At 59.6% G+C, this 22,395-nt stretch carries 23 protein-coding genes; 6 read left to right on the top strand and 17 right to left on the bottom strand.

Annotated elements, in window-relative coordinates; genetic code table 11:
- Window positions 1-78 precede the first annotated feature (78 nt).
- Entirely contained in the window at window positions 79-2,259 is a 2,181-nt protein-coding gene (locus AC07RZ_RS20120; RefSeq protein WP_494669292.1) for an eCIS core domain-containing protein, read from the bottom strand.
- A gap of 315 nt (window positions 2,260-2,574) precedes the next feature.
- Here AC07RZ_RS20120 and AC07RZ_RS20125 point away from each other — a divergent pair, with 315 nt between their 5' ends.
- Window positions 2,575-4,554, top strand: coding sequence for a hypothetical protein (locus tag AC07RZ_RS20125; RefSeq protein WP_494669293.1), 1,980 nt, complete (start codon window positions 2,575-2,577; stop codon window positions 4,552-4,554).
- A 76-nt stretch (window positions 4,555-4,630) separates the two neighbouring features.
- Here the strand turns inward: AC07RZ_RS20125 and AC07RZ_RS20130 are convergent, their stop codons facing one another.
- Window positions 4,631-5,116, bottom strand: coding sequence for an SgcJ/EcaC family oxidoreductase (locus AC07RZ_RS20130; RefSeq protein WP_494669294.1), 486 nt, complete (start codon window positions 5,114-5,116; stop codon window positions 4,631-4,633).
- Window positions 5,117-5,599: 483 nt separating this feature from the next.
- Here AC07RZ_RS20130 and AC07RZ_RS20135 point away from each other — a divergent pair, with 483 nt between their 5' ends.
- Both AC07RZ_RS20135 and AC07RZ_RS20140 read left to right on the top strand, forming a co-directional pair.
- Window positions 5,600-6,841, top strand: coding sequence for an alginate lyase family protein (locus AC07RZ_RS20135; protein ID WP_494669295.1), 1,242 nt, complete (start codon window positions 5,600-5,602; stop codon window positions 6,839-6,841).
- A gap of 59 nt (window positions 6,842-6,900) precedes the next feature.
- The gene (locus AC07RZ_RS20140) at window positions 6,901-9,171 is read left to right on the top strand and encodes a pectate lyase-like domain-containing protein (RefSeq protein ID WP_494669296.1); all 2,271 of its coding nucleotides are present in this window, start codon (window positions 6,901-6,903) and stop codon (window positions 9,169-9,171) included.
- 3 nt (window positions 9,172-9,174) lie between these two features.
- Here AC07RZ_RS20140 and AC07RZ_RS20145 read toward each other — a convergent pair whose 3' ends face one another.
- Window positions 9,175-10,686, bottom strand: a complete 1,512-nt coding sequence (locus AC07RZ_RS20145) for an FAD-dependent monooxygenase (RefSeq protein ID WP_494669297.1) — start codon at window positions 10,684-10,686, stop codon at window positions 9,175-9,177.
- Between the two features lie 55 nt (window positions 10,687-10,741).
- Between AC07RZ_RS20145 and AC07RZ_RS20150 the strand changes: the two genes are divergently transcribed.
- On the top strand, window positions 10,742-11,380 hold the full coding sequence (locus tag AC07RZ_RS20150; protein WP_494669298.1) for a TetR/AcrR family transcriptional regulator: 639 nt from the start codon (window positions 10,742-10,744) through the stop codon (window positions 11,378-11,380).
- Here AC07RZ_RS20150 and AC07RZ_RS20155 read toward each other — a convergent pair.
- Entirely contained in the window at window positions 11,371-12,321 is a 951-nt protein-coding gene (locus AC07RZ_RS20155; RefSeq protein WP_494669348.1) for a LysR family transcriptional regulator, read from the bottom strand. The genes AC07RZ_RS20150 and AC07RZ_RS20155 overlap by 10 nt on opposite strands.
- 105 nt (window positions 12,322-12,426) lie before the next feature.
- Here AC07RZ_RS20155 and pcaD point away from each other — a divergent pair, with 105 nt between their 5' ends.
- A complete protein-coding gene (gene pcaD / locus AC07RZ_RS20160) occupies window positions 12,427-13,218 on the top strand; it encodes a 3-oxoadipate enol-lactonase (protein WP_494669299.1) in 792 nt (263 codons plus the stop codon).
- A 1-nt stretch (window position 13,219) separates the two neighbouring features.
- Here pcaD and AC07RZ_RS20165 read toward each other — a convergent pair whose 3' ends face one another.
- The 11 genes from AC07RZ_RS20165 to AC07RZ_RS20215 all read right to left on the bottom strand — a co-directional run bounded on the left by AC07RZ_RS20165 (window position 13,220) and on the right by AC07RZ_RS20215 (window position 20,742).
- Window positions 13,220-13,843, bottom strand: coding sequence for a glutathione S-transferase family protein (locus AC07RZ_RS20165; protein WP_494669349.1), 624 nt, complete (start codon window positions 13,841-13,843; stop codon window positions 13,220-13,222).
- 166 nt (window positions 13,844-14,009) lie between these two features.
- Window positions 14,010-14,801 (bottom strand): SDR family NAD(P)-dependent oxidoreductase, encoded by a 792-nt coding sequence (locus AC07RZ_RS20170; RefSeq protein ID WP_494669300.1) that lies wholly within the window; start codon window positions 14,799-14,801, stop codon window positions 14,010-14,012.
- Between the two features lie 274 nt (window positions 14,802-15,075).
- A complete protein-coding gene (locus AC07RZ_RS20175; RefSeq protein WP_494669301.1) occupies window positions 15,076-15,648 on the bottom strand; it encodes a DUF6529 family protein in 573 nt (190 codons plus the stop codon).
- Window positions 15,649-15,712: 64 nt separating this feature from the next.
- Window positions 15,713-16,411, bottom strand: a complete 699-nt coding sequence (locus tag AC07RZ_RS20180; protein ID WP_494669302.1) for a CDGSH iron-sulfur domain-containing protein — start codon at window positions 16,409-16,411, stop codon at window positions 15,713-15,715.
- A gap of 19 nt (window positions 16,412-16,430) precedes the next feature.
- The gene (locus tag AC07RZ_RS20185) at window positions 16,431-16,814 is read right to left on the bottom strand and encodes a cupredoxin domain-containing protein (protein ID WP_494669303.1); all 384 of its coding nucleotides are present in this window, start codon (window positions 16,812-16,814) and stop codon (window positions 16,431-16,433) included.
- Window positions 16,815-16,817: 3 nt separating this feature from the next.
- Window positions 16,818-17,717 (bottom strand): metallophosphoesterase family protein, encoded by a 900-nt coding sequence (locus AC07RZ_RS20190; protein WP_494669350.1) that lies wholly within the window; start codon window positions 17,715-17,717, stop codon window positions 16,818-16,820.
- An 82-nt stretch (window positions 17,718-17,799) separates the two neighbouring features.
- The gene (locus AC07RZ_RS20195) at window positions 17,800-18,189 is read right to left on the bottom strand and encodes a c-type cytochrome (RefSeq protein WP_494669304.1); all 390 of its coding nucleotides are present in this window, start codon (window positions 18,187-18,189) and stop codon (window positions 17,800-17,802) included.
- Window positions 18,190-18,296: 107 nt separating this feature from the next.
- Window positions 18,297-19,001 carry an anti-sigma factor family protein gene (locus AC07RZ_RS20200; protein ID WP_494669305.1) on the bottom strand — a complete coding sequence of 235 codons (705 nt, stop codon included), beginning with the start codon at window positions 18,999-19,001 and terminating at the stop codon, window positions 18,297-18,299.
- The gene (locus tag AC07RZ_RS20205) at window positions 19,001-19,630 is read right to left on the bottom strand and encodes an RNA polymerase sigma factor (RefSeq protein ID WP_494669306.1); all 630 of its coding nucleotides are present in this window, start codon (window positions 19,628-19,630) and stop codon (window positions 19,001-19,003) included. The genes AC07RZ_RS20200 and AC07RZ_RS20205 overlap by 1 nt, the downstream gene beginning before the upstream one ends.
- Window positions 19,631-19,989: 359 nt before the next feature.
- Window positions 19,990-20,502 (bottom strand): dethiobiotin synthetase, encoded by a 513-nt coding sequence (locus AC07RZ_RS20210; RefSeq protein ID WP_494669307.1) that lies wholly within the window; start codon window positions 20,500-20,502, stop codon window positions 19,990-19,992.
- Between the two features lie 102 nt (window positions 20,503-20,604).
- Window positions 20,605-20,742: a hypothetical protein gene (locus AC07RZ_RS20215; protein ID WP_494669308.1), complete on the bottom strand. Its 138-nt coding sequence runs from the start codon at window positions 20,740-20,742 to the stop codon at window positions 20,605-20,607.
- On the opposite strand from AC07RZ_RS20215, the gene AC07RZ_RS20220 reads away from it, so the two are divergent.
- Window positions 20,741-21,136: a hypothetical protein gene (locus tag AC07RZ_RS20220; protein ID WP_494669309.1), complete on the top strand. Its 396-nt coding sequence runs from the start codon at window positions 20,741-20,743 to the stop codon at window positions 21,134-21,136. The two genes, AC07RZ_RS20215 and AC07RZ_RS20220, sit on opposite strands and share 2 nt — an antisense overlap.
- Before the next feature lie 128 nt (window positions 21,137-21,264).
- Here AC07RZ_RS20220 and AC07RZ_RS20225 read toward each other — a convergent pair whose 3' ends face one another.
- Both AC07RZ_RS20225 and AC07RZ_RS20230 read right to left on the bottom strand, forming a co-directional pair.
- Window positions 21,265-21,630, bottom strand: a complete 366-nt coding sequence (locus AC07RZ_RS20225; RefSeq protein WP_494669310.1) for a nuclear transport factor 2 family protein — start codon at window positions 21,628-21,630, stop codon at window positions 21,265-21,267.
- A gap of 103 nt (window positions 21,631-21,733) precedes the next feature.
- Window positions 21,734-22,363: a glutathione S-transferase family protein gene (locus tag AC07RZ_RS20230; RefSeq protein WP_494669311.1), complete on the bottom strand. Its 630-nt coding sequence runs from the start codon at window positions 22,361-22,363 to the stop codon at window positions 21,734-21,736.
- Between the last annotated feature and the right edge of the window lie 32 nt (window positions 22,364-22,395).

Here is a 22,395-nt window from a genome sequence, read left to right on the forward strand (position 1 = left end):
GCGTAAATTATCTAGAATTAAGATGAGATGGCGGCCAGCATTTCCCGCGACTGTGCACATGCCGGTTCGCTACCGCAGCTATTGCAGCTGCTGCCGGGTGCTGCGGGTCGAATCATAGTGGGCGTTGCCGTCGTAGACGATGCTGATCTGCTGGTTGCGGGTGACGAAAGTATTGTTGTGGTTCAGGACCAGCCCGCCGATCGGATCGATGACAAGCGGTCCGGACGGCTGGATGATCTGCACCGGCCGCTGCAGCACGGTAGCCATCAGCTGCGGCGCGAAATCGCCGCCGACGTTGCGCCAGCTGCGGCTGGTGAGGATATCGTCGACGATGCGGTTGAGCTGGTTGCCGGTGACGAATACCTGGAAATAGGCGGCGTTGTCGAGGATCAGCTGCGCCACCCGCTGCCTTAACGTGGCTGGATTGGCGTTGACGCCGTCGAGATAGAGGATCTGGTCAAGCACCGCGGCATAAAAGCAGTTGCCGTCGCCGGCGACCCTTTCCGCCGCCAGGCCATCCCTTTGCAGGTAGATATCCAGGTTGCGCTGGTTGAGATCGATGAACCCCTGGTTGGAATACTGGGAAATCAGGTCATCCAGGAGATTGCGCGCATTGACGATATGCTCGAAGGCTTCCTGGCTGCCGCCTTCTTTGTCCGGATGGTTCTGCAACAGGAGTTTCAGGCTCTGCTTCTTGACCAGGGCGCCGATGCCAGGCAGCAGTACCTGCTGGTTGATGTTGCTGAGGCGCTGCGGAATCTGCAAGATCGCCAGCGCCGCATTGATCTCTTCCAGGGACGCACTGTCTTTATCGTCGATGCTTGGCGCCAGGTCTTCGTCGTCGTCCTCGGTGTCGCTGTCGTCGCTGTAATAGCCGTCTATGGTCTGCAGCAACTCGTCCACCAGCTTGTCGCCGAGATAAGCCTCCAGTTTCTCAAGATCGTATCTGTCGGTGTCTTTGCTGAAACCGAACAGGGCGCGGCCGGCCACTTGTCCGCCCTGGGGAGCGCCGCCTTTTTTCGCCCAGGCCGAAACGAACAGGCCGTTCTTGCGGTTGAAAGCTTGCTGGAAGGTCAACTGGCCAAGGGCAATGCGCCGCAACAGGGCGCGCGCAAGCTTGTCGGAGCCGGGCACGCGCGTGCTGTGCGCTTCGATGAATTGGGTCAATAAGAGAAACAGGGACTTGGCCTGGGCTTCCTGGTCTTTGCCGCTGCTTTGCCCGGATTCGATCGCGCTGAGTATCTCGAAGGCGACTTCAGCGTCGTTGCCTTTAAAGCGGGCAATGACGTCATCGTAATTGCTGGGAATCTGCTTGTCGTCGTACGCCTCGGAGTCGAGATATAGGAAAGGCTGCCCGCCGAATCCCTTGCGATAGTAGCCTTTGGTGTCGCCGACCCCGATTTGCGAATAGGCCGGGTTGATGCCTGGATTGAGCGCGGGGTTATATAAAGTCAAGGCGGTGCTTGCCTCGGGATTGCCGGCAACCAGCCTGGCGATGTCCGCATTCCTGTAGCCGTAGTTGTCCTTTGCCTGCTTGCGGAAGATGCCTCGCTCGCTCTTGGGAGTGGCTTTCTTGAACCTGTTTCGCAAGCGCGACCTGCGCAGCTTTTGAAGAAGGGTTTCTTTTCTCTTTTTTTTCCCAAGCTGGGCCGTGCCGCCAGTGCCATTGCCTACGGTGCTTGGGATTGGCGTCAACGCACTGGGAACGTCCTTGGTGGAGACTTGCCTGAATCCAGCCGCTTTGCGGCCCATCACGTCCGCTTCCCGTTCGAGGGCGGCGTCGTCATTGACCGGCGTGCCGTCGGCCTCGGTGGTCGGCGCTACCCGGCCTTGCGCTTGCTGCACCAGGTGCCAGGCTTCATGCGGCAGGTGCGATTGCTGTCCCGGCGCCAGGTGGATCTGGCTGCCTTGCGCATAGGCATGCGCCATCAACTGCGCCGGCCGGGCCGAGTTGTAATGTACCTTGACGTTGTCAAGGCTGAGGCCGGACAGCGATTCGATGCCCGCTTTCAGCTGGTCCGGCAAACCGGTGCGGTTGATTCCCGGGCTGTGCGTAGCCGGGCCGGTCATCGTCATCGGCATCGGCGTAGCTGGCGCGTTGGTCGCGCGCCGCTGCAGAGGGCTGCCGGCATAGTGAAAATCGCCCATCGCGACCAGGCCGTTGCCGCCATCCGGCGCCGTTTCTGTGCGGGCCGGCAATTCCTGGCGCGGCAAGATCTCCGGCGTCAACGCTGGAGCAAGCGCACTCATTTCTTTCATGCCTGTCATCGCCTGCTTGCTCCTTGCCTGTCAGGATGGGTTGCGCTTCGCCGTAGCCATCTGCTCCGCTTGCCTTGTTTTTCCGATACGGCGAAATAAATGATCCCTTGTGGAGAATATATATATAATTTCCGCAGGGCAAATTTTGCCCCTCATTATTCAACGCCGGCCTTCCCCAGGTCGAGTGGATCTTGATTCAACAGGCACGCCGCAAGATTTTACGGATCATCTTTTGGCTGCCGCATTGCGGTCTGCAAACCAGGTTTTTTCTTTCCCCTGACAAGGGCTCAAAAATGATGGTTTTTGGAGAAGAAAATGAATCGGAATTTTAGTGGATTAGCGTTAATTCTCAGCGTTGCCTGTTTTACCTCAAGCCTTGCCTTGGGCGCCACCATCACCAGGCAAATACCCAGCAGCGGCACAGTCAAGATTCCTGCCGCCACCGTCGGCGTCGACGGCTTGTCCTCGCCTGAAATTTCGCCGGTATTTTCGAACGCGCCAGATCTTGCCGACGGCCCTACCGCGGCGGGTACGACGGGGTTGAGCGGTAAAAACGGGACGCAAAGCACCGCCGGCGTGCTGGCGCGGGTGGCGAAGTTCAAGATAAACCGCAGTATCGCCAGGACCCAGGGCAAAGGGCAGTGGACCGAAGCAGTCGGCAGGGACGCGCCAGACCGCCGGGTGCAAGTCAGTTTTGACGGCGAAAACTCGCGCAACCAGCGGCTGGCGAGCAACGGCAACCAGTTTTCCATTGAGCCGCCGGACCAGGGGCTTTGCGCCGGCAACGGTTACGTCATGGAATCGCTGAATGACGTCATGAAAGTCTATAACCGCAAGGGCGCCGCATTGAGCGGCGATATTGCGCTCAATGCGTTCTACGGTTATGCGCCGGCCATCAACCGCCAGGTCACGCCACGTGTCTTTGGTCCCTCGATTACCGACCCGGCCTGTTATTTCGATCCGGATGTAAAACGCTGGTTTCACCTGGTGCTGACCTTGGATACCGATCCTGCCACAGGTGCGCAAACCGGCACGAACCATCTCGACCTTGCGGTCAGCTCGTCCGCCGATCCGCTCGGGAGCTGGACGGTATACAAGATCGCCGTGCAGGATGACGGCACGCAAGGTACGCCCCAGCATCCAAATTGTCCTTGCCTGGGCGATTATCCGCATATCGGCGCGGACGCCCACGGCATCTACCTGACGACCAACGAATTCCCGTTTTCCGGCGGCTTCAACAGCGCGCAGATATATGCCATATCGAAAAAAGCGCTGATCAGCGGCAGCGCATCGATACAGGTGGTGCAGCTGGACACGGCCGACTACCTGCTTGAAGGCAATCCAGGATTCACGGTATGGCCGGCAGTCTCGCCGGCCGGCGACTTTGAACGGAGCAACCACGGCACCGAATACCTGTTGAGTTCGGTCGCGGTATTTTCCAATTCCGGCAACGACAATCGCCTGCGGGTGTGGGCAGTCGGCAATACCAGGTCGCTGGACGACGCGGCGCCGGCGCTGACGCTCCTGCACAATGTAGTCAGCGTCGACAGCTATGGCGTGCCGCCTGCGATTCCGCAGAAAACGGGCAGCGCGCCGCTGCGGGATTGCCTGAACGACCGTAGCATGGTGACGCCGGCCGGCGTCGGCTGCTGGCATTACCTGACCGCTGTCCTGCCGGCAGTCCCCGAAACGCTGGCGGACCTGGATCCGAACGATTCGCGCATGCAGCAAGTATTTTTCACCGGCGATCGCCTGTATGGTGCGCTCGATACCGTCGTCAATGTCTCCGGCCAGGAACAGACCGGGATTGCCTACTACGTGCTGAATCCGGCCGTTTCGGCCAGCCAGGTCGGCGCATCCGTGACCAGGCAAGGGCAGGTGGCGCTTGCCGGCAACAGCGTTACGCGGCCGGCCATAGCGGCGCTGCCTAACGGCAAAGGCGTGATCGGCTTTACCGTCGCCGGCGCGGACCACTACCCGAGCGCCGGCTATATTCACTTCAGCCGCGACCGCGGGCACAGGGGTGAAACGGCCAAGATCATTGCCAACGGGCTCGGGCCGGATGACGAATTCGGCGCCTATAACGCCTTCGGTACGCCGCGCAGCCGGTGGGGCGATTACGGTGCGGCGGCGGTCGACGGCAACGATATCTGGCTAGGCGCCGAATACATTGCGCACGGCTGCACGCTGGCGCAATTTGCCAGCCTCGCCGATCCGGTAGCGCAGTTCAGCTGCAATGGCAGCCGCGTTGCCCTGACCAACTGGGCCACCCGCATCAGCAGGATCGCGCCTTGAAATCTTAAACGGAGTAGAGGGGCCTGGCATCGTTCGCCAGGTCTCTCGGCCAACTGACGCTGGATGGCATTCCGTACTATTCTTTCTCCGGCATCATGGACGAATGATGGGTCGAGATCAGCCATTGCTTCCCATCCCATTTGTAGGTGAAGGTATAGCGCGCCTTTACTTCTTGCCCGGTTTTCCCTAGCGTGAACGTATACAGGCCGATATCGATGGCGGTAGTGCAATCGATCTTGATGGTGCGCCAATTGATTTTCCCGCTCGGCTTGATTTCCAGGAAATGCTCAAAATAATCGATTTTCTCTTCGCGGGTAACGCGCGGCTTGTTGGACAGGGTGGCAAGCAATACCGATTTATCCGCATAATTTGCGGCGACCTCGCGCGGGTTGCCGGTCTTCAGCGAATTGTTCCAGCGATCAAACAATGATGCGATGTCAGGCTCGCCGGCTGCGGGACAGGCTTGCGCATTTTGCGGTCCTGGAGTTTCGCTTCCTGTTGGCGTCATGGCGCAGCCGGAGATCGCGCAAGCGATGGCGGCTGACAGGACTTTGCGGCTCATTTCCATGGTTTTCCTATCGAATAAGAGAATTTGCCCACTTTCGGCGTGGCTTGAAGCCGATGCAAATAATGCCATACGGAAACATTAAAAGGTGGAACAGATACATACCGACTGTGTGTATTTTTATTTGAAGGCATAGCCAGGCAGCCATCCTCGCCAACAGCAGCAAGTCCACCTGGAAAAACAACAGGTCAGATGACTTGTGGAAAAATTAATGTAAACAACGGCTTGTGCGCGTATCCGAGATACCGGAACAGGACCGGATCGCCTTTCTCACAATACCACCCAGATACAGGTTGACAGCATTTTTTGCAGCTCCTACAGTCGTCAGACAAGTGTTTCCATGTGGAAATATCGAGGATAGATTAAACCGGCGCAACAAAAAAGCGAGGCCCGCAACCTGTTCGACCTTGGCCATCGCAAACCGCGCCGACAGCAGGCAAGCCATCCCAATCTATCTAGGAGAGTCAATTGAAATCGAAGATGATAAAAGGCCTTGCGATCGGCCTTTCATGCATGGCGTTCTCAAGCCATGGCGCCGAACAGGCAGATGCGGCCGGAACCCGCGCCGCCAGCCCGGCCAGCTTTAAACATCCCGGCGTGCTGGTCGACATGGCGCGCCTGAATTACATAAAAAGCCGGGTCAATGCCGGCGCCGAGCCTTTTTCCTCGGCCTACGACGCGGCCAAAAGCAGCGCCCTGGGATCGCTGAGCTACAGGGTGCAGGGGCCGCCGTCGAACCACCTGATCGAATGCGGCTCCGGCTCGGTGCCGGACCACGGCTGTTCGGCCGAGGACAGCGACGCCGCCGCGGCCTATACCCAGGCGCTGCTGTGGTTCATCTCCGGCAACGCCACCTACGCCAAGAACGCGATCGCCATCATGAACGCCTATGCCCGCAACCTGACCGGCGGCCACACCAACTCCAATGCGCCGCTGCAATCGGCATGGACTGCGGAAAAATGGCCGGCGGCAGCTGAAATCATCCGTTATACCTATACCGGCTGGGCGGCTTCCGACATCACGGCCTTTCAAAAGATGCTGTCGACCCAGTACCTGCCGTATATCAACGGCAACCAGGCCGCCGGCAAAAACGGCAATTGGGAATTGAGCATGATCGACGGCATGATCGGCATCGCCGTGTTCACGGAAGACAAGGCGCTGTACGCCTCGGCGGTTGCGCTGTGGAAGAAATGGGTGCCGGCCTATTTTTACAACCATGCGGCAGACGGCGGCGCGCCGGTGAAATTCAGCGGCAGCCCGAGCGGCTGGAACGGGCAAACCGTGTTCAACGCGGCCACCAGCGGCGTGTCGCAGGAAACCTGCCGCGACACCCAGCATGTGCAGCTGGGCCTGGCTGCCGTCTTCAACGCTGCCGAGACCGCTTATGTCCAAGGTACGGACCTGTACACCCCGATGCAGGCGCGCCTGACCACATCGCTGGAATACCTCGCGCGCTCGCTGCAAGGCGTGCGCAATACCTCGCAGACAAACACGGTCAACGTGCCTGCCGGCTTTCCCGGCTTGTGCGACGGCAGCTACATCCCGGTGCTGAAGGGCACGATGGAACGTGCCTACAACGGCTATCACAACCGCTTGGGCGTTGCGCTGCCGCAGACATTGAAACACCTGGTCAATGACGTGCGTCCGCATGCGAATCCTGACGATGAGCATGACGTGATCCTGGAAACGCTGACCCACGGCGGCAGTCCGGCAAGCAAATGAATCCATTGCCGCCAGCCGGCCGCAACCAGATACCGAAGAAAATCCAACAGGAGAATATTTTGGAGAATGCCGCTGTTACATCTTTGTTCAAAAGCATTACGCTGGCCCTTGCAAGCGCCTGCATCCTGAGCGCTTGCGGCGACGGCGCGACATCCGCCTCCAGCTCGGCCGCCGGCACTGCGAAACTCGCGGCCGCCGCCGGCACGCCTTACGGCGGAACCGCATGGCAGCTGCCGGGAACCATCCAGGCTGAAAATTTCGATAGCGGCGGACAGAACGTCGGCTACTTCAACGCCGCCAACACCAACCAGGGCGGCCAGTACCGCAGCGCCGAAGGTGTGGCGATCGAAGCGTCCACCGATACCGGCGCCGGCTACGATGTCGGCTGGACCACGGCGGGCGAATGGCTCAACTACACGGTCAATGTAACGACCGCCGGCAGCTATGCGGCGCAAGTGCGGGTGGCCAGCCTGGGGCAGGGCGGCACGTTCCATTTCAATGTCGACGGCGCGCCTGCGACCTCCCAGCTCACGGTTCCCGATACCCAGGGCTGGCAGAACTGGCAAACGGTGTCGGCCGGCATCACCCTGAGCGCCGGCCCGCATGTGATCCAGCTGTTCATGGATAGCGCGGGCAGCGGCGGGGCAGTCGGCAATTTCAATTGGTTCGCGATAGGCAGCGCCGCCGCGGCGCCGGATTTCGGTCCCAATGTGCTGATCTTTGATCCGGCCATGCCGAGTTCGACTATCCAGGGGAAACTGAATACGGTCTTCAACCAGCAGCAGAGCAACCAGTTCGGCGCCGCACGTTATGCGCTCTTGTTCAAGCCTGGTTCATACAGCGTCGACGTGAATGTCGGTTTCTACACCCAGGTGCTGGGCCTGGGCAATTCTCCCGACGATGTCAACATCACTGGCGCGGTGCATGCCGAAGCTGACTGGTTCCAGGGCAATGCGACGCAGAATTTCTGGCGCGGCGCGGAAAACATGGCGGTCAATCCATCCGGCGGCCTGGACCGCTGGGCAGTCTCCCAAGGCTCGCCGTTGCGCCGCATGCATATCCGCGGCAACCTGGCGCTGGACGACGGCGGCTGGTCCAGCGGCGGTTTCCTGGCCGATTCCAAGATCGACGGCCAGGTGCAGTCCGGCGGCCAGCAGCAATGGTTTACCCGGAATTCCCAGATCGGCAGCTGGAGCGGCTCCAACTGGAACATGGTGTTCGCGGGCGTCGATGGCGCACCCGGCGGCGTCACCTGGCCGAATCCGCCCGATACGATCCTGGCGACTACCCCCGTGGTCCGGGAAAAGCCATTCCTGACGATTGACGCCAGCGGCAAATACAGCGTTTTTGTCCCGGCGCTTGGCAGCAATGGCCACGGCACCACCTGGGCCAGCGCAGCGGCGCCAGGCCAGGCGATCGCCATCAGCGAGTTTTATGTGGCGAAGGAGGGGACCGATACCGCGGCCACCATCAACGCCGCGCTCAGCCAGGGCAAGAACCTGATACTGACCCCCGGCGTCTACCACCTCAACGATACGCTGCGCGTGACCCGCGCCAACACGGTCGTGCTGGGCCTCGGCCTTGCCACGCTGACGCCGGACAACGGCGTGGCGGCGATGTCGGTAGCTGATGTCGACGGCGTCAAGATCGCCGGCATCTTGTTCGACGCCGGCCCGGTGAGTTCGCCGATCCTGCTGGAAGTCGGCCCCTCGGGAAGCACGGCCGGCCACGCGGCCAACCCGACCTCGCTGCATGACCTGTTCTTCAGGGTCGGCGGCGCAGCCGTAGGCAAAGCCGCGGTCAGCCTGAAAATCAACAGCAGCGATGTCATCGGCGATCATTTCTGGATCTGGCGCGCCGACCACAGCAACGGCGTCGGCTGGACCACCAACACGACCACCAACGGCCTGATCGTGAACGGCGCCAACGTCACCATCTACGGCCTGTTTGTCGAACATTTCCATCAATACCAGACCCTATGGAACGGCAACGGCGGCCGCGTCTATTTCTACCAGAGCGAGCTGCCTTACGATGTGCCGAACCAAGGCAGCTGGATGAACGGCAGCAAGAACGGCTATGCATCCTATAAAGTGGCGGACTCGGTGACCAGCCACCAGGCGTGGGGCGTCGGTATCTACTGCTATTTCAGCAGCAACAACAGCGTCAAGCTCGGCAGCGCCATCGAAGTGCCTGCCGCCGGCCTGAACGGCGCGATGATCCATAACATGACGACCGTGTCCCTGGGCGGCGTGGGGGAAATCACGCATGTGATCAATCAGTACGGCAACAGCGCGAACTCGGCGGCCAATGTGGTCAGGCTTGGGCAATAAAGGTCAGGCCGGCGCCGGAATGAACCAGCGCCGGAGCGCATCCTTCAATCCGTCCATGCTGTTCTCGTCGCCAGCCCAGGCAACGCAGGCATCGGGGCGGATCAGCATCGAAGGCCCTGCATCGACCGCCACGCAGCGTATCCTCTGCGTGGCGGCCGCAGCGAGATTGGAAGCCTTCCCTCCGGCTGAGGCGTCGAGAAGGACGCCCATGCCATCCTGCATGGCAGCGTAGAGCGTGACGCCGGCATCGCCATGGCTGATCGGCTGGTCGCCGACCAGCCGTCCGACGCCGTCCAGCTCGGACCCGAGGTCGTAGCGGGTGGAAAGGCCGCTCATCATCTCGCCGATGAGCCGGTTGACGTCATCGAATTGCATGAAGTCCGCCACGAGGTCGCGCATCGCACCCGATTGCGGATCGGGCCGCAGCAGGGCGATCTGGGCAAGCGTGTTGGCCAGCACGGCCTTGGCGACGGGCCGCCGCTCGGCGGTGTAGGTGTCGAGCAGGTTCTCCGGCATTTCGCCGCGGATGACCGAGGCGAGCTTCCAGCCGAGGTTTGCCGCATCCGCAAGCCCGAGGCTCAGGCCCTGGCCGCCGAACGGCGAGTGAACATGCGCCGCATCGCCGGCAAGCAGCACTTTGCCTCGGCGGTAGGTATCGACCAGCCGCGTGTTGTCCGTCCACCGGCTCCCGCTGTCGAGCGCTTTCACGCGGACGTCGGCGCCGCTGATGCGGCGCAGGACGGCTTCGGTCTCTTCAAGCGTGACCGGAGCCTGCCGATCCTCCGGCGGGCCGGTAAAGTCCAGCATGAACAATCGGCCGGGGACAGGCCCGTAGGCGAACACGCCACCCGATGTGCGATTCCAGCCAATTGGCAGCAGGCGGTCGGGATGGTCGATTTCCGCGACAACCTGGTAGAACGTCGACGTCGGGGCCGTGCCGGGGAAGTCAAAGCCGGCCATCTTGCGGATGAGGCTGCGCCCGCCGTCGCAGCCAACAAGATAGGAGCAGGAGATGCGGCCTGCGCCCGCCGGAGATATCCACTCCAGGTCGACCCCGTCCGCCTGCTGGACGAAGCCGGTGACCTCGCAGCCGCGGCGTACCTCGATCCCAAGAGCGCGCGCACGATCGGCCAGCATGGCTTCGATGTCGTGCTGGCGCACCAGGCGAGGACGCCGTTCAGGCTCTTTCTGCGCATCCTTCCGGATCAGGGACAGTCCGCCGAAATGGCCGCTGTACTTCGACGCCCGGCCACGCAGCTCGGCGCCGGTCTGTTTTGTAAACGCATCCATCGCCGCGAAAGTGCTCGCCTCCGCGGCAGCAATCGCCGCGGCCATCCCGCGGCGCGTCAACGCTTCGCTGCCAAGAGGTCCGACCGACATTGCCTTCATGATCATGTTTATGCCCGCCAGGCGCTCCAGCACGAGCACGCGCGCGCCGCCCAATGTCAGCTCAATGGCCGACAGCAGTCCAACCGGACCGGCTCCCACCACCACCACATCAATTTGTGTTTCCATGTACTTGATCCTAATGTATACTGAGTACATGAATTATTGTGCCTTCAGGAGCCATATGTCAACACCATCCGATCTCCGGTCCCGTAAGCGCCTTGCCATGCGACAAGGCATCTCCAACGCCGCCACGCGCCTTTTCTTCGAACGTGGCTTCGATCATGTGACGGTGGACGAGATCGCAGCCGCCGCCGACGTCGGGCGGATGACGGTGTTCAATCATTTTCCCCGCAAGGAAGACATGTTCTTCGACCGCGACGAGGAGGGCCGCGCAATCTTGCGCGAAGCATTGCGCCAGCGCGATACCGGCGTCGCGCCGATCGAGACCTTGCGCCTGCTGGCGCATCGGCTGGTTGCGGAAAATAGTCCTTACGTCAGGTTTTCTGTCGAGAGCCAAGGCTTCATAGAGACGATCGAGGGCAGCGAAACCCTGAAGGCGCGGGCCAGGGCGATACGTGACGAGATCGCGCAAGTCGTGACGGTGGCGCTGACCGAGTGCGCAGGGCGCGAACCTGCCGATCCCGACGCCCACCTGGCGGCCGGCCTGCTCTTGGCGACGTGGACCGTGGCCCTGATCCAGGCGCACCGGACTTTTCGGCAGAAGCGAGATGCCGAGGAAGCGGAAGCGGTCTTTCTCGCTATTGTCGATAAGGGAACCATCGGGCTGCTGGCTGCCATGGCAGGTACGCCTTACGCTTGAGCAATCGGCTTCGGTCCAATGGCAGGTTTCTGAGGTTCGAGCGCGCGGCGCAATTGCGGCGCCTCTTGCTGGATATGGTCCCACAGCCGGTTCGAGACCGGCCCGTGCGGCCGATCGCGGCGGCGCGCCACCACCAGTTCCTCGGTACGGCCTGGCAGGTGGCGGCCGGCAATCGATTGCAGGCGTCCGTCGCGCAGTTCGTCCTCGATCAGGAAGCGGGGCATGTGGCCCCATCCGAGGCCCTGCAGGATGATTTCCTTCTTCATGCCCTGGTCGGCAACCATGCATTGCAGCGCGCCTTCGATCATGAAGTAGTCTTGTTGCGGTGAATGACGGGCAGTGTCGCGCATGATGCATTGGGTGAGCGTGCGCATCCGGTCCGGCGTGATGGGGCGCTTGGTGCGTTCTGGCAGGAAGCCCGGCGCCACTACGGGGATAAACGGCACCTTGCACAGGTCAACCCATTCCACGCGCGGGTCGCTCTTGTCGATCCAGTGCAGGATCAAATCGGCTTCGCCATCGAAGAGCCGTTCCCAGGGGCCGCCCACCGCTTCGAAGTGCAGATGCAGGCGCGTGCCCGGACACCGGGCGAAGAAACGTCCGAGCATCCCCAGCGCCTGCGGGCGCGGGCAGAGGTCGCCGATCACCACATGGATCTCGCTTTCCTCGCCCATCGACAGCTGGGCAGCATGGATGCGCAAGCCTTCCAGCTCGCGCAGCAGCGATTGCGCCCGGCGATGGAACGATAGCCCCGCCTCGGTAGGGTGCACGCGATAGCCGCTGCGATCCAGAAGGACAAGGTCGAGCTGCCGTTCCAGCTTGGCGACGGCGGCGAACACCGCCGGGTGCGAACGATGCAGCATGGCCGCCGCGGGCTGGAAACCGCCCGAGCGGACCACCGCATCGAAGCATTGCAGGTCGTGCAGGGTGAAATCCGACATGTCATGTTTTCCTACAGAGATCATCATATCTTTGTAATATCATAGAAACCGCGCCGCAGCTAGAATTTGCTTCATTCATCAATCAACAAGGAAAGTGTTTTCACCATGAGTGAACTGAAATTCGTTAGCGCCGGCGACGGCGCCCGCATCGCCTATCGTATTGACGGCGCCGCCGGGAAGCCGGTGCTGGCGCTGTCCAACTCCATCGGCACCACGCTGCGGATGTGGGACCGGCAGATCGAGAACCTGTCGGAACATTTCCGCGTTTTGCGCTATGACTTCCGCGGCCATGGAGGATCAAGCGCTCCGGCCGGCGCCTACTCGCTCGACCGGCTTGGGCGCGACGTGATCGAGCTGCTCGATGCGCTCGGCATTGAGCGGGCGCACTTCCTCGGCCTGTCGCTGGGCGGCTTCGTCGGGCAGTGGCTCGGCATCCACGCGCCCGAGCGGATCGACCGTCTGATCCTGAGCAACACCTCGTCCTATCTCGGACCGGCAAAGCAGTTTGATGAACGGATTGCCGCCGTGCAGCAGGCGCCGGACATGGCGGAGACCGCCGAGATGTTCCTGGGTAACTGGTTTCCTGCGCATATGCTTGCGGCCAAGGAGCCCGTCGTCGAGGAATTCCGCAGCATGCTGCTGGCTATAGACAGGCAAGGCCTGGCTGGCTTGTTCGCAGCAGTGCGCGACGCGGATCTCCGCCGCACAATCGCGCTGATCTCCCGGCCGACGCTGGTGATCGCCGGCCAGTACGACACTGTGACTGCCGCCAGCCACAGCGAGCTGATCGCGGCTACGATTCCCGATGCAAAGCTGGTTGTGCTGCCCGCGGTTCACTTGTCGAACGTGGAATATCCTGCCGAGTTCATGGAGGCCGTGCTTGGTTTTCTGCGTTGAATTACTTCTGAAGATTGGCAAACGCCTCGGCAATCCGCAGGGGAGCAGTGGGGCGGGCGTACATCCTGTCCAGATAAGTGCGCAGTCGCGGGTGTTCATCGATCAGATGATATTCATTGGCCCAATCCATCAGGTAGGCGGTCACGCAATCGGCTATGGTGATAGTGTCGCCAACGATGAACTGGCGTCCTGCCATGTGTTTATCCAATATGGTCGCCATGGCAATAAATTCCTGGCTCGCGATGGGAATTTCTTCAGGAATCCGCTTGTCTTCCGGATATAACCAGGAATGGCGCGTGATGCGCCACAACGGTTGCTCCAGTTCTGTCATGGCAAACATCACCCAGCGATACGCTTGGGCCAGCTGCTCGCGGTCAGCAGGAAGCAGTCCTCCGTCAGGGTATTTTTCAGCGAGGTAGATGACAATCGCGGCGGATTCGGTGAGTACCATATCGCCATCGACGAGCACTGGCACCTTGCCGGCGGGGTTGATGCGGAGGAACTCGGGATGACGATGTTCTCCAGCCAAGATGTTGACCGGTACAAATTCGAACTCGGCGCCGAGTTCATTTAATGCCCACAGCGCGCGAATTGAGCGGGTGGCGGCAAATCCATAGAGTTTCATCATGATATTTCCTTTCAGGTTTAGGTTGGTTGCTGATAACTAGTCGAATGGCGAAGCGCAGGATCGACAGCCGGATGGTTGAAGATTGCGCACTGCATTGACTCTCCAGACTGGCTTGTTAGCGGCCTTTTCCTGAAAAAACTCCGTGGAGCCTAACGGATGGAAATTAGTGAAGTCCCATGTTCCTGCTTGCCATTCCTGCGATTTTGGTGACCAGCGAGCGCGGCAGGAACCGGGGCAGCAATGTTCCCACTCGCACACTCAGGCGGGTGGGGTAGGCGACGCTTTTACCTTGATCGAATGCTGCAAGCGACTTTTGCACTACCGACCCTGAACTATCCATGTCTTTCGCAGACAGCTTGGTTGTGGTTCCAGCGAAAAAATTGGTGGCTGTCGGACCCGGGCACACCGCCATCACATGCACGCCGGCTCCGGCCAGTTCGTAGTTCAACGCTTCGCTGAAATGGAGCACGAAGGCCTTGGTCGCGGCGTAGGTAGCCATTGCAGGGAGCGGCTGGAAACTGGCGTTGGAGGCAAGATTGATGATGCCTCCCTTGCCGCGGCTTTTCATGCCTTTGCCTAACAGATAGCTGAGGGAAACGAGCGTCTGTACGTTCACCTGTATGCTGCCTTGTTCCTGCTTCAGTTCGTGCGACAGAAAATTGCCGCTCAATCCCAAGCCGGCGTTATTGACCAGCAGATCCACCTGGATGCCGCGCCGTCCAAGTTCGGCGGAAATCCAATTCGCAGACTCCGGATCCGCGAGGTCGGCATTGAGTGCAGTGCATTGAATCCCGTACTTGGCCGACAAGCGTTGTGCCAGGTTTTCCAACGCATCTAACGAACGCGCAACCAATACCAGATTCATGCCGCGCGCGGCAAGATGCTCTGCGAAGACTTCGCCAATTCCTTTGGACGCACCGGTGACCAACGCGGTCGATCCTTGATAGTTAAACATTTTGATTTCCTCTTTAAAAGCTGGATAGATTATCTGCGCAGTTTGCCGATCCGATAATTGGCGTAGCTTTTGAATTATTTTCAAACTATTTTGGATAATCTATGGACAACTTTTGGAGCATTGTCGTGAAAGATGACATCGCAACATCAAATCCCAACGTAGATAGGCTCTGCAGCGGCCGGAAATCGCGGCCGCGCTGTGCCAGGCGGTATCACGTAGAAGCCGCAGGCCGGGGGGAGTTAAATGGGTTATGGAGACGCTTACGTCGGATATGCTATATGCCAACCCCAAAGGTACTGAAGTACCAGAATGCCGACGTAAGCCACAACCCCAGGAGAATGGAGAACAGCGCACTTCCGGCAAGTGGCAGCGCCCAGCCTCGAAAGCCGTTTGAGCGGACAATGAGAACCTTTGCGAAAACGGTCCCGTAGAGCAACGACCCCAGCAATGAATGGATGTAGGCACGGGCATCATATGTCCCGAAACCGAGCAGGAAGATGCAGTGGTAGGCCACCGGCAGTGTCAGCAGGATGGCTGCGCGCCCCGACCAGCGATGCACCACATGGTAAAAGCGCCCCTTCGGCGGGAAGCGCAGCACCTCATAGATGCGCGACGCCGTCAGCAGCTGGCCCAATGCCAGTAGCAACGCAGCCGTTATCAGCCATGCCTTCATATGCAGGGTATCGCTGAAGAAGAGGTGAAAAAAAGGAGTCTCGTAGGGCTGCCTGACGGTCTTGCTTGCCGCAAAACCGACGGTGATTGCGACGAATGCGACGAGTACCAGAGGGAGCACAAGGAACACTCGACCGAGAACGGTCCGCCTGCCGGGACAGGCATTATCGCTCATTGATCTATTAAACATGACCTGCCCCTCATCTTGCGCCAGCGAGCGCTGCGATCAATTTGCCGGCTCAGTTCTTGTCGCTGAACCTGATCGACACATGCGTACCGTCGCAGAAAGGCTTGTTCTGCGACGCACCGCAGCGGCACAAGGTCACGCGATTGCGTACTTCGTATTCGAAACCGTCGCTCCCGACCAGCTGCACCCCACCACGCAACCATAGCGGCCCTGAGCACTCCTTGGCGGGGTCCTCGACCAGGCAGATGGATGGCGCATACATCGGCTCGATGGGTTTGCCGGTCTGGTTGTCCCAAGCCACCAGCCGCCCCGAAGGGCAGTCGCAGGCCTGGCTTGCGAAATGTTTACTCGCCGGAGGGTTGTCCGTTGCGCTGACGAGATCCCACACCCCTCCATGTGGATCGCAAAAGCGCGCGAACGCGCACAAGCTCTCGACGTCCGTCAAAGACATCGTCGGGCCCCGTATTACCTTGGCCTGATCGAGATACGGCTGGCGGCTCGCGGTTTCGCTTCCGTCAAATCCGGTTTTTGTATGCGAGCCGTCGCAAAACGGCTTGTTCGCGCTGCGGCCGCAGCGGCACAACGCGTATTGCCCCTGAGGTGGATATTTCTGTTCCTGCTCCCACTTTACCGATTCGCCATCTTCGTTTGCGCCGATGATCTCCCTGCTCAGAGGTACATCGCCCGAGACGATATACGGGCCGTTCTTCGAAATCTGGACTTTCGCGCCTGCGAGTTTCTGCCGGTTCATCTGGGGCCTCCGCAATGTATCAGCCTGTTACGGTTATTTTCCCGCTCATTTCCTCATGGCCGCTGCCACAGAAATTGTCACATAAAAAATCGTATTCACCGGCCTTGTCAGGTGTCAGCCTGACTTGGGTGACCTTGCCTGGCGGCAGGTCGGCGCGGATATTCATGTCCGGTATCTTAAATCCATGCACGAAATCCACGGAGGTGAACTCCAGCACTACCGGCTCGCCCGTTTTTAAGACAATTTCGTTCGGTGTATAGACGAATTTTTTGGCTTGAATTTTTATGACCCTTTCTTTTGCGACTTTCTTCGTCTGCCCCTGGGCGTTGATGACAGCCCCCGATAGAAGCGCGCCGATGCCGTAGGCGGCGCGTAAACATATCTGCCTTCTTGAATGATCCATGGCTTACGTCCTTGTCACAGGAAACTCGGTGATCTTGTAATCGCTATCCTTGCGTTCAGCTTCTACCTCGCGAAAGCCGAGTCCGTTATTCGGCGCAGCGGCATCCCACGGCAAGGGGGTGCGCTTATCTTGCGAGCCTGGCGCCGGCAATGGGAAAATGAGCGACTTGGCTGCGTGGTGTGCGATCTGGCCCGTCATGTGGTGATTTTCCTGGTGGATGTGGCCATAGAACACCGTTACATTGCTGTATGGCGTCAATAACGCAATCGCTTTGTCGCCATCGCGGGTGGCCCAATCCCATTTGGGTACCAGGTCGAACAGGGGGCGGTGCGTGAAGACAACAATTCGCGCATCTTTTGCTTGTTTGGCCAGATCGTTCTTAAGCCAATCCAGTTGCGCATCGCCAATACTTGCGCCAGGATCGGACACGTTATCCAAGGCGATGAAATGCACCCCCTTATGATCAAACACGTAGTTCGTCGGGCCAAAGTTTTCCTTGAATGCCGCGCCGTTATCGAGCGAAGCGTCATGCTCTCCCGGGATAAAACGCACGGTTTTCACTTTTAATCCGGCAGCAATCTCTTTGAACTCGGCCATACGTTTCCGGCGTTCCTTCGGATCATCCGTCGTGTGGGTCAGATCCCCGGTAAAGATGATAAAGTCCGGCTGCACTTCAAGTGCATTGACGGTTGCGACCGTCTTCTTGAATGTGTTGAGCGCATCCGGATTGGCCGCGCCGCTATACCCCCAATGAACGTCGGACAACTGAACGAAGTAGAAATCGTCGTAAGCGGATGCCGCCGTCTTGCCGGCCGTTGCAGCTTGCGCCTGGCCATATAGCCCGGAAATAAATACCGCACCGCCGCCGACAGCGGTCAGTTTCATAAAACTCCTGCGATCCATCATGATTTTCTCCTTTGAATGGTTGGAACAGCTGTAGGGCAGAGCGTTACAGGACGTTGTGTGCAACAGGTCGGTCGAGCGGTCAGGGCTTCTCTTCTCGTCCCGCTTCCTTCTTCAAATAGGCGATCAAGTCGGCGCGGTCTTTTGCGTCAGGCACCATGAAACCCATTTTTTGCCCCGGAATCAGTTTCTCGGGATTGGTCAACCATTTATCCAGCGTTTTTTCGTTCCAGACAATGCTGGAGGCCTTCACGGCTGGTGAATAGAGGTAATCGGCGTGACTGCCGGCCTTCCTGCCAAACAGCCCCTTGTGTGCCGGCCCCACGCCGTTGTAGTCAATCGAGTGACAGGACATGCACATGCTTTGGTAGAGCGCCTGGCCGCGTATCGTATCGCCGGCGGCGGCTGCGGCGCCGCTGAAGCCCATCAGCATGGCCAAGCCCAGGCCAAGGAATACGTGATCTTGTTTCATGTGGAAATCCTTTCGATTTGCGAGTTTGCTGGTGTCCGATCGATGTCAGCCATTCCTGTAAACGGTATAACTTGGAAAGAGAGGAAAATATTCCCGTAAATCTCGATTTATTCTTTTAACGGGTTTTCTTCATGGTCTTCCTCTGCCTGCACCGCTTGCTCGAACGCATGCAGATGGCTGGATTGGGCGTCGGTGATGGCCCAGTAAGCCATGCCGTTGCGCTGCCAGTGAGCTATCGCATAACCATCCGAGGCCCGTGCTGCGGGAGCCGGCGTACCGCCGGCATCGGGAAATACGTACAGGTCGATGGGGTGCTTTTGGTAGCGATAGATCAGTACCGCGACGGTGCGGTGACCCACGTAGTCGATTCGTCCGCCGACGAGCGGAAAACCTTGCGCGGCGAGATCGACGACCGGCGGCGTATAGTCGAGTCTGCCGTTGAACCATGGCTTGACGGTGTGCTGATCGGTCGACACGACGTCGACCGGGTGCTGCGACAACAGCGAGCGCACGTGGCTCGACACAATCTCCTGGGCGATTGAGCCGGTTGGCGCCGGCCGTTGGATCAAGGCGGCTGCGCTCAGTGCCAGCGCACAGACCGCGATCCCCGCAACGCTGCCGTTAAGCCATGCCCGCACGCCATCCGTAGTGAAGCCGCCCCATGCGAAGACGGTCCGGCGGGAGGACTCGCGCGGTAATTCGCGCGGCAACTCGGCGAGCACGCGCGCACGCAGGTGGGGTGGGGCGCGATGATAGAGTGAGCCGTCACGCAGCACACTGCCAAGCGAGCTCAATGTTTCTTTCTTATCCATTATTTAACTCCTTTTGGTGAACCCGGCATAGGCATCCTGACCAGCTTGCCGTCTACCTTGCCGCGCACGGGCGCGAGCTCTGAAGGCATCGCCCCCTGCGCCTTGCGCACTGCCGCACAAAGCAGGCTGCGGCCACGCGCCAGCCGCGACATCACGGTGCCGATCGGAACGCCGGCGACGGTCGCAATGTCGCGGTAGCTCATGTCTTCCAATTCGCGCAGGACCAGCACCTCACGATATTCGACCGGCAATACGCCGAGCGCGCGATGAATCAAGTCCACCTCGTCGCGCCGCACAGCGAGCGTTTCGGGATCGCTGCCGATCTCGTCGCCCCATCCTGGGAGCCGCTCGTCGTCGTGCAGTCCGTCGTCATAGGGGGTGTCGTCGGCTGCGTCGTTCCGCCTGCGCCATTCGGTAAACCAGGTGTTGCGAACGATCGCGAGCAGCCATGCGCGCGCGTTGTCGCCATGGAAGCCGTCGAAGAACCGGAAGGCGCGCAGGTAAGCATCCTGCACCACGTCGTCGGCATCGCTCGCGCTGCCGGTCAGCCAGCGCGCCAGGTTGTAGGCGGCATCCAGATGCGGCAACGCCAGTTCTTCGAATCGGCGTGACTTGTCGGCCGCGATCACGGCGATCTCCCGCTTTCTCCGATTTGCGCCCGGTCTATTTGACGATTACGCCAGCCATATGGGGGTGTCTTGTAATCGTTTCTCATGGGTTCCTCCATTGCCAGTCCGGTCGGGAGATGCTCGCAGCATCCGAGCGCCGCAAATGCCGACGTTCATACCCCTATAACCGTCAGTGACCGGGATTTATTCCCGCGATATTTTTTGATTGCCGCGGCAAATCCGGGAATAAAACGAAGAGCGCGACGGTATACGCGGAAATCCTCCCGCCGCTTGTCGCATGGAAACGCATCAAGGCCGCAGTGGCGCCGTCTGGCTCAGCCGGCTAAGCCAGGGCGGAGCACCCCGAATCACGATCACCTTCAATTCTGTTCCTCTTCCGGATCCGGGCCGGCTTGGGTAAGGCGCAAAATGCCATCCGGATCGAAGTAAAAATGCATCATCGAATACCACACGCCGTCTTGCAGGAAGCGGTAACTCCAGACATGGCGTCGCATGAGCGGGAAATAGGCGGTTTCGGCGGGTCGCCCAAAATGCACCAGCACGTCCTGCCTGGTCCACTGGCCGATTCTGGCCTGGCCGAATTCCTCGATGGTCAATACTTGCTTGATGCTGACAACTCGCCCATGCCCGTCGATGTCAGCTGCCCACGTGTATTCGCCGGCAGGCTGGGTTGGATAAAGCCAGCGTGTGGTGCCGTCCGGCAGGTGATAGACCTCGCGCGGAGCGCCGAGCCGCGCTTGCACCTCCGCCTGGCTGGCGCCGGGCGGAATGGATGCCGGCGTGGCGCAACCGGCTACCAGCATGGCGACGGCGATAGACGCGTAGTGAGCGTTCAGCCACCGGTCGTACTTCATGGAGTGGATGGGACTCATGGTTTGCCTCCAACGGATAATCATATGAACGGGATCGCGGCTGCCAGGGAAAATAACCGGGCAGCCGCTGTCAGGCAGTGTCAACGGCTGTTGCAGCTCGCGTCACTGTCCGGAGTACATGCTGCCCTGATCTGACGACATGCCCGAAGCAGTATTCATGGGATCAAGCTGTGCGCATCCGGCAGCGGCAAGAGTGAGGAAGGTGACGCCAATGGCGAGAATGGTTTTTGCGAATTTCATGATGATCTCCTATACGATCGAAATACATGGCAAACCGGGAAAAGCGTTGGTTTGCCAATCAAATGAACACCAGCGTGCTATCTGGTGCCAGCCGGGGCGGCACTGCGCCGCAGCGCCTCTTTTGCGCTGTGGGCCTATCCATGTTTCCGGTTATGGAAACACTGGTGCGTGTCGTCACTTGTATAACTGCCGGCCGTCGGAAATTATTCTCGCCATATTTTTCTGCCTGCTCTCCACGGCCGGGAATAAAATCAAGCGCGCGCACGTATACCGGCGCAGGAACACACGGGAATCCAATCAGACGCAGGATGGACACGGCGATATGGCGCATGACGACGGCCTCATCACTGAGGCTGTCGTCATGGGCACTTCCGATATCCAGCCAAGCGCGTGATTGTGTGGGGAGGGCGAGGGGAGATGCTGGCGCAGCTTGCTGCCATTCGGTGGTTAACCTTGCTTCGATGCCGAAGCAAGGTTGTTTTGTTTGAGCGCCTGGTCAAAACGCATGACGTCAACGGATGGTCACGAGGGTTCGGAATCGAGAAAGACATATAGCGCAGCGATTTTTTCATCCCGAACGATGATCACATCCCAACCCGTGTACTCGGGAGCATCGCCGCGCGGACCGGAACCCCAAGCTATGCGACCGGCGTTGTGGAGAGCCTGAGGCTTGCTGTGCGGCGTATATACGAAGTGCGGATGCGTCGCACGCAGTTCGCCCGAGAATTTGTCGAGCGCATCGTGCCCGAGGATAACGCCCATGGGCGTATAGATCATGCAGTCCAAGGTATAAAGCTCTTTGATCGCTGCGCGACGACGCACTGCGTCGCCTTCGCCGAAAACCTCCTGGAGGTTGCGAAAAAGCAGTTCATGGGTGCGGTCTTCCATCACATTTCTCCTTAAAATTTTGCTGCAGGCCGCTTGCGGCCAGATGATTTGAAAATTTCTTTATGCCTACGCCCTGAAGCGGATGCGCCAGGACGATGCCGCGCTACTGGGCAAGCGCCAGGGTCTTCGCGATCGCAGCGACGACTGCGGATCGGGTCGAGACTTCGCTATACCAGCGCCGCACGTTCGGGAACTTGTCCAGCGACGCACCGATTGCCTGATGGCGCCAAATCCATCCGAAATGGGCGATGTCTGCGATGCTGTATTCGTTGCCGGCGACGTACTCGTGATGTGCGAGGACGTGGTTGAGCACGCCGAGCGCCCGGTCGACCTCCGCAAGCGCGCGCTCCTTGGCTTCAGGCTGCGGTGACTGTATCGACACCAGAAAGGCCTGCAGGAAGGCTGGGCTCAGGCCGGAAGCGTGGAAGAAAAGTTGTTCGAACACCTTTCCGCGACGGGCTCCGTCGCTTGGCAAAAGTTGCCCGCTCTTCTCCGCGAGGTAGACGAGGATAGCGGCGGACTCGCTGAGTACCACTTTGCCGTCCCCGAACTTCGGGGCACGGTCCACCAGTACAGGAACCTTTGCGTTGAGATTCATCTCCTTGAACGCAGCGGTTTTCTGCTCGCCTTGGCGCAGGTTGACCGGGACTAGCCGATAGTCGAGTCCCATCTCTTCCAGCGCGATAGGGACTTTGACGCTGTTTGGCGTCGCGAATGCAAAAACTTCAATCATAGTAATCTCCATAAATTGGGGAGGGCAACGGC

The sequence above is a fragment of the Collimonas sp. GW821-FHT07E08 genome (assembly GCF_059418905.1).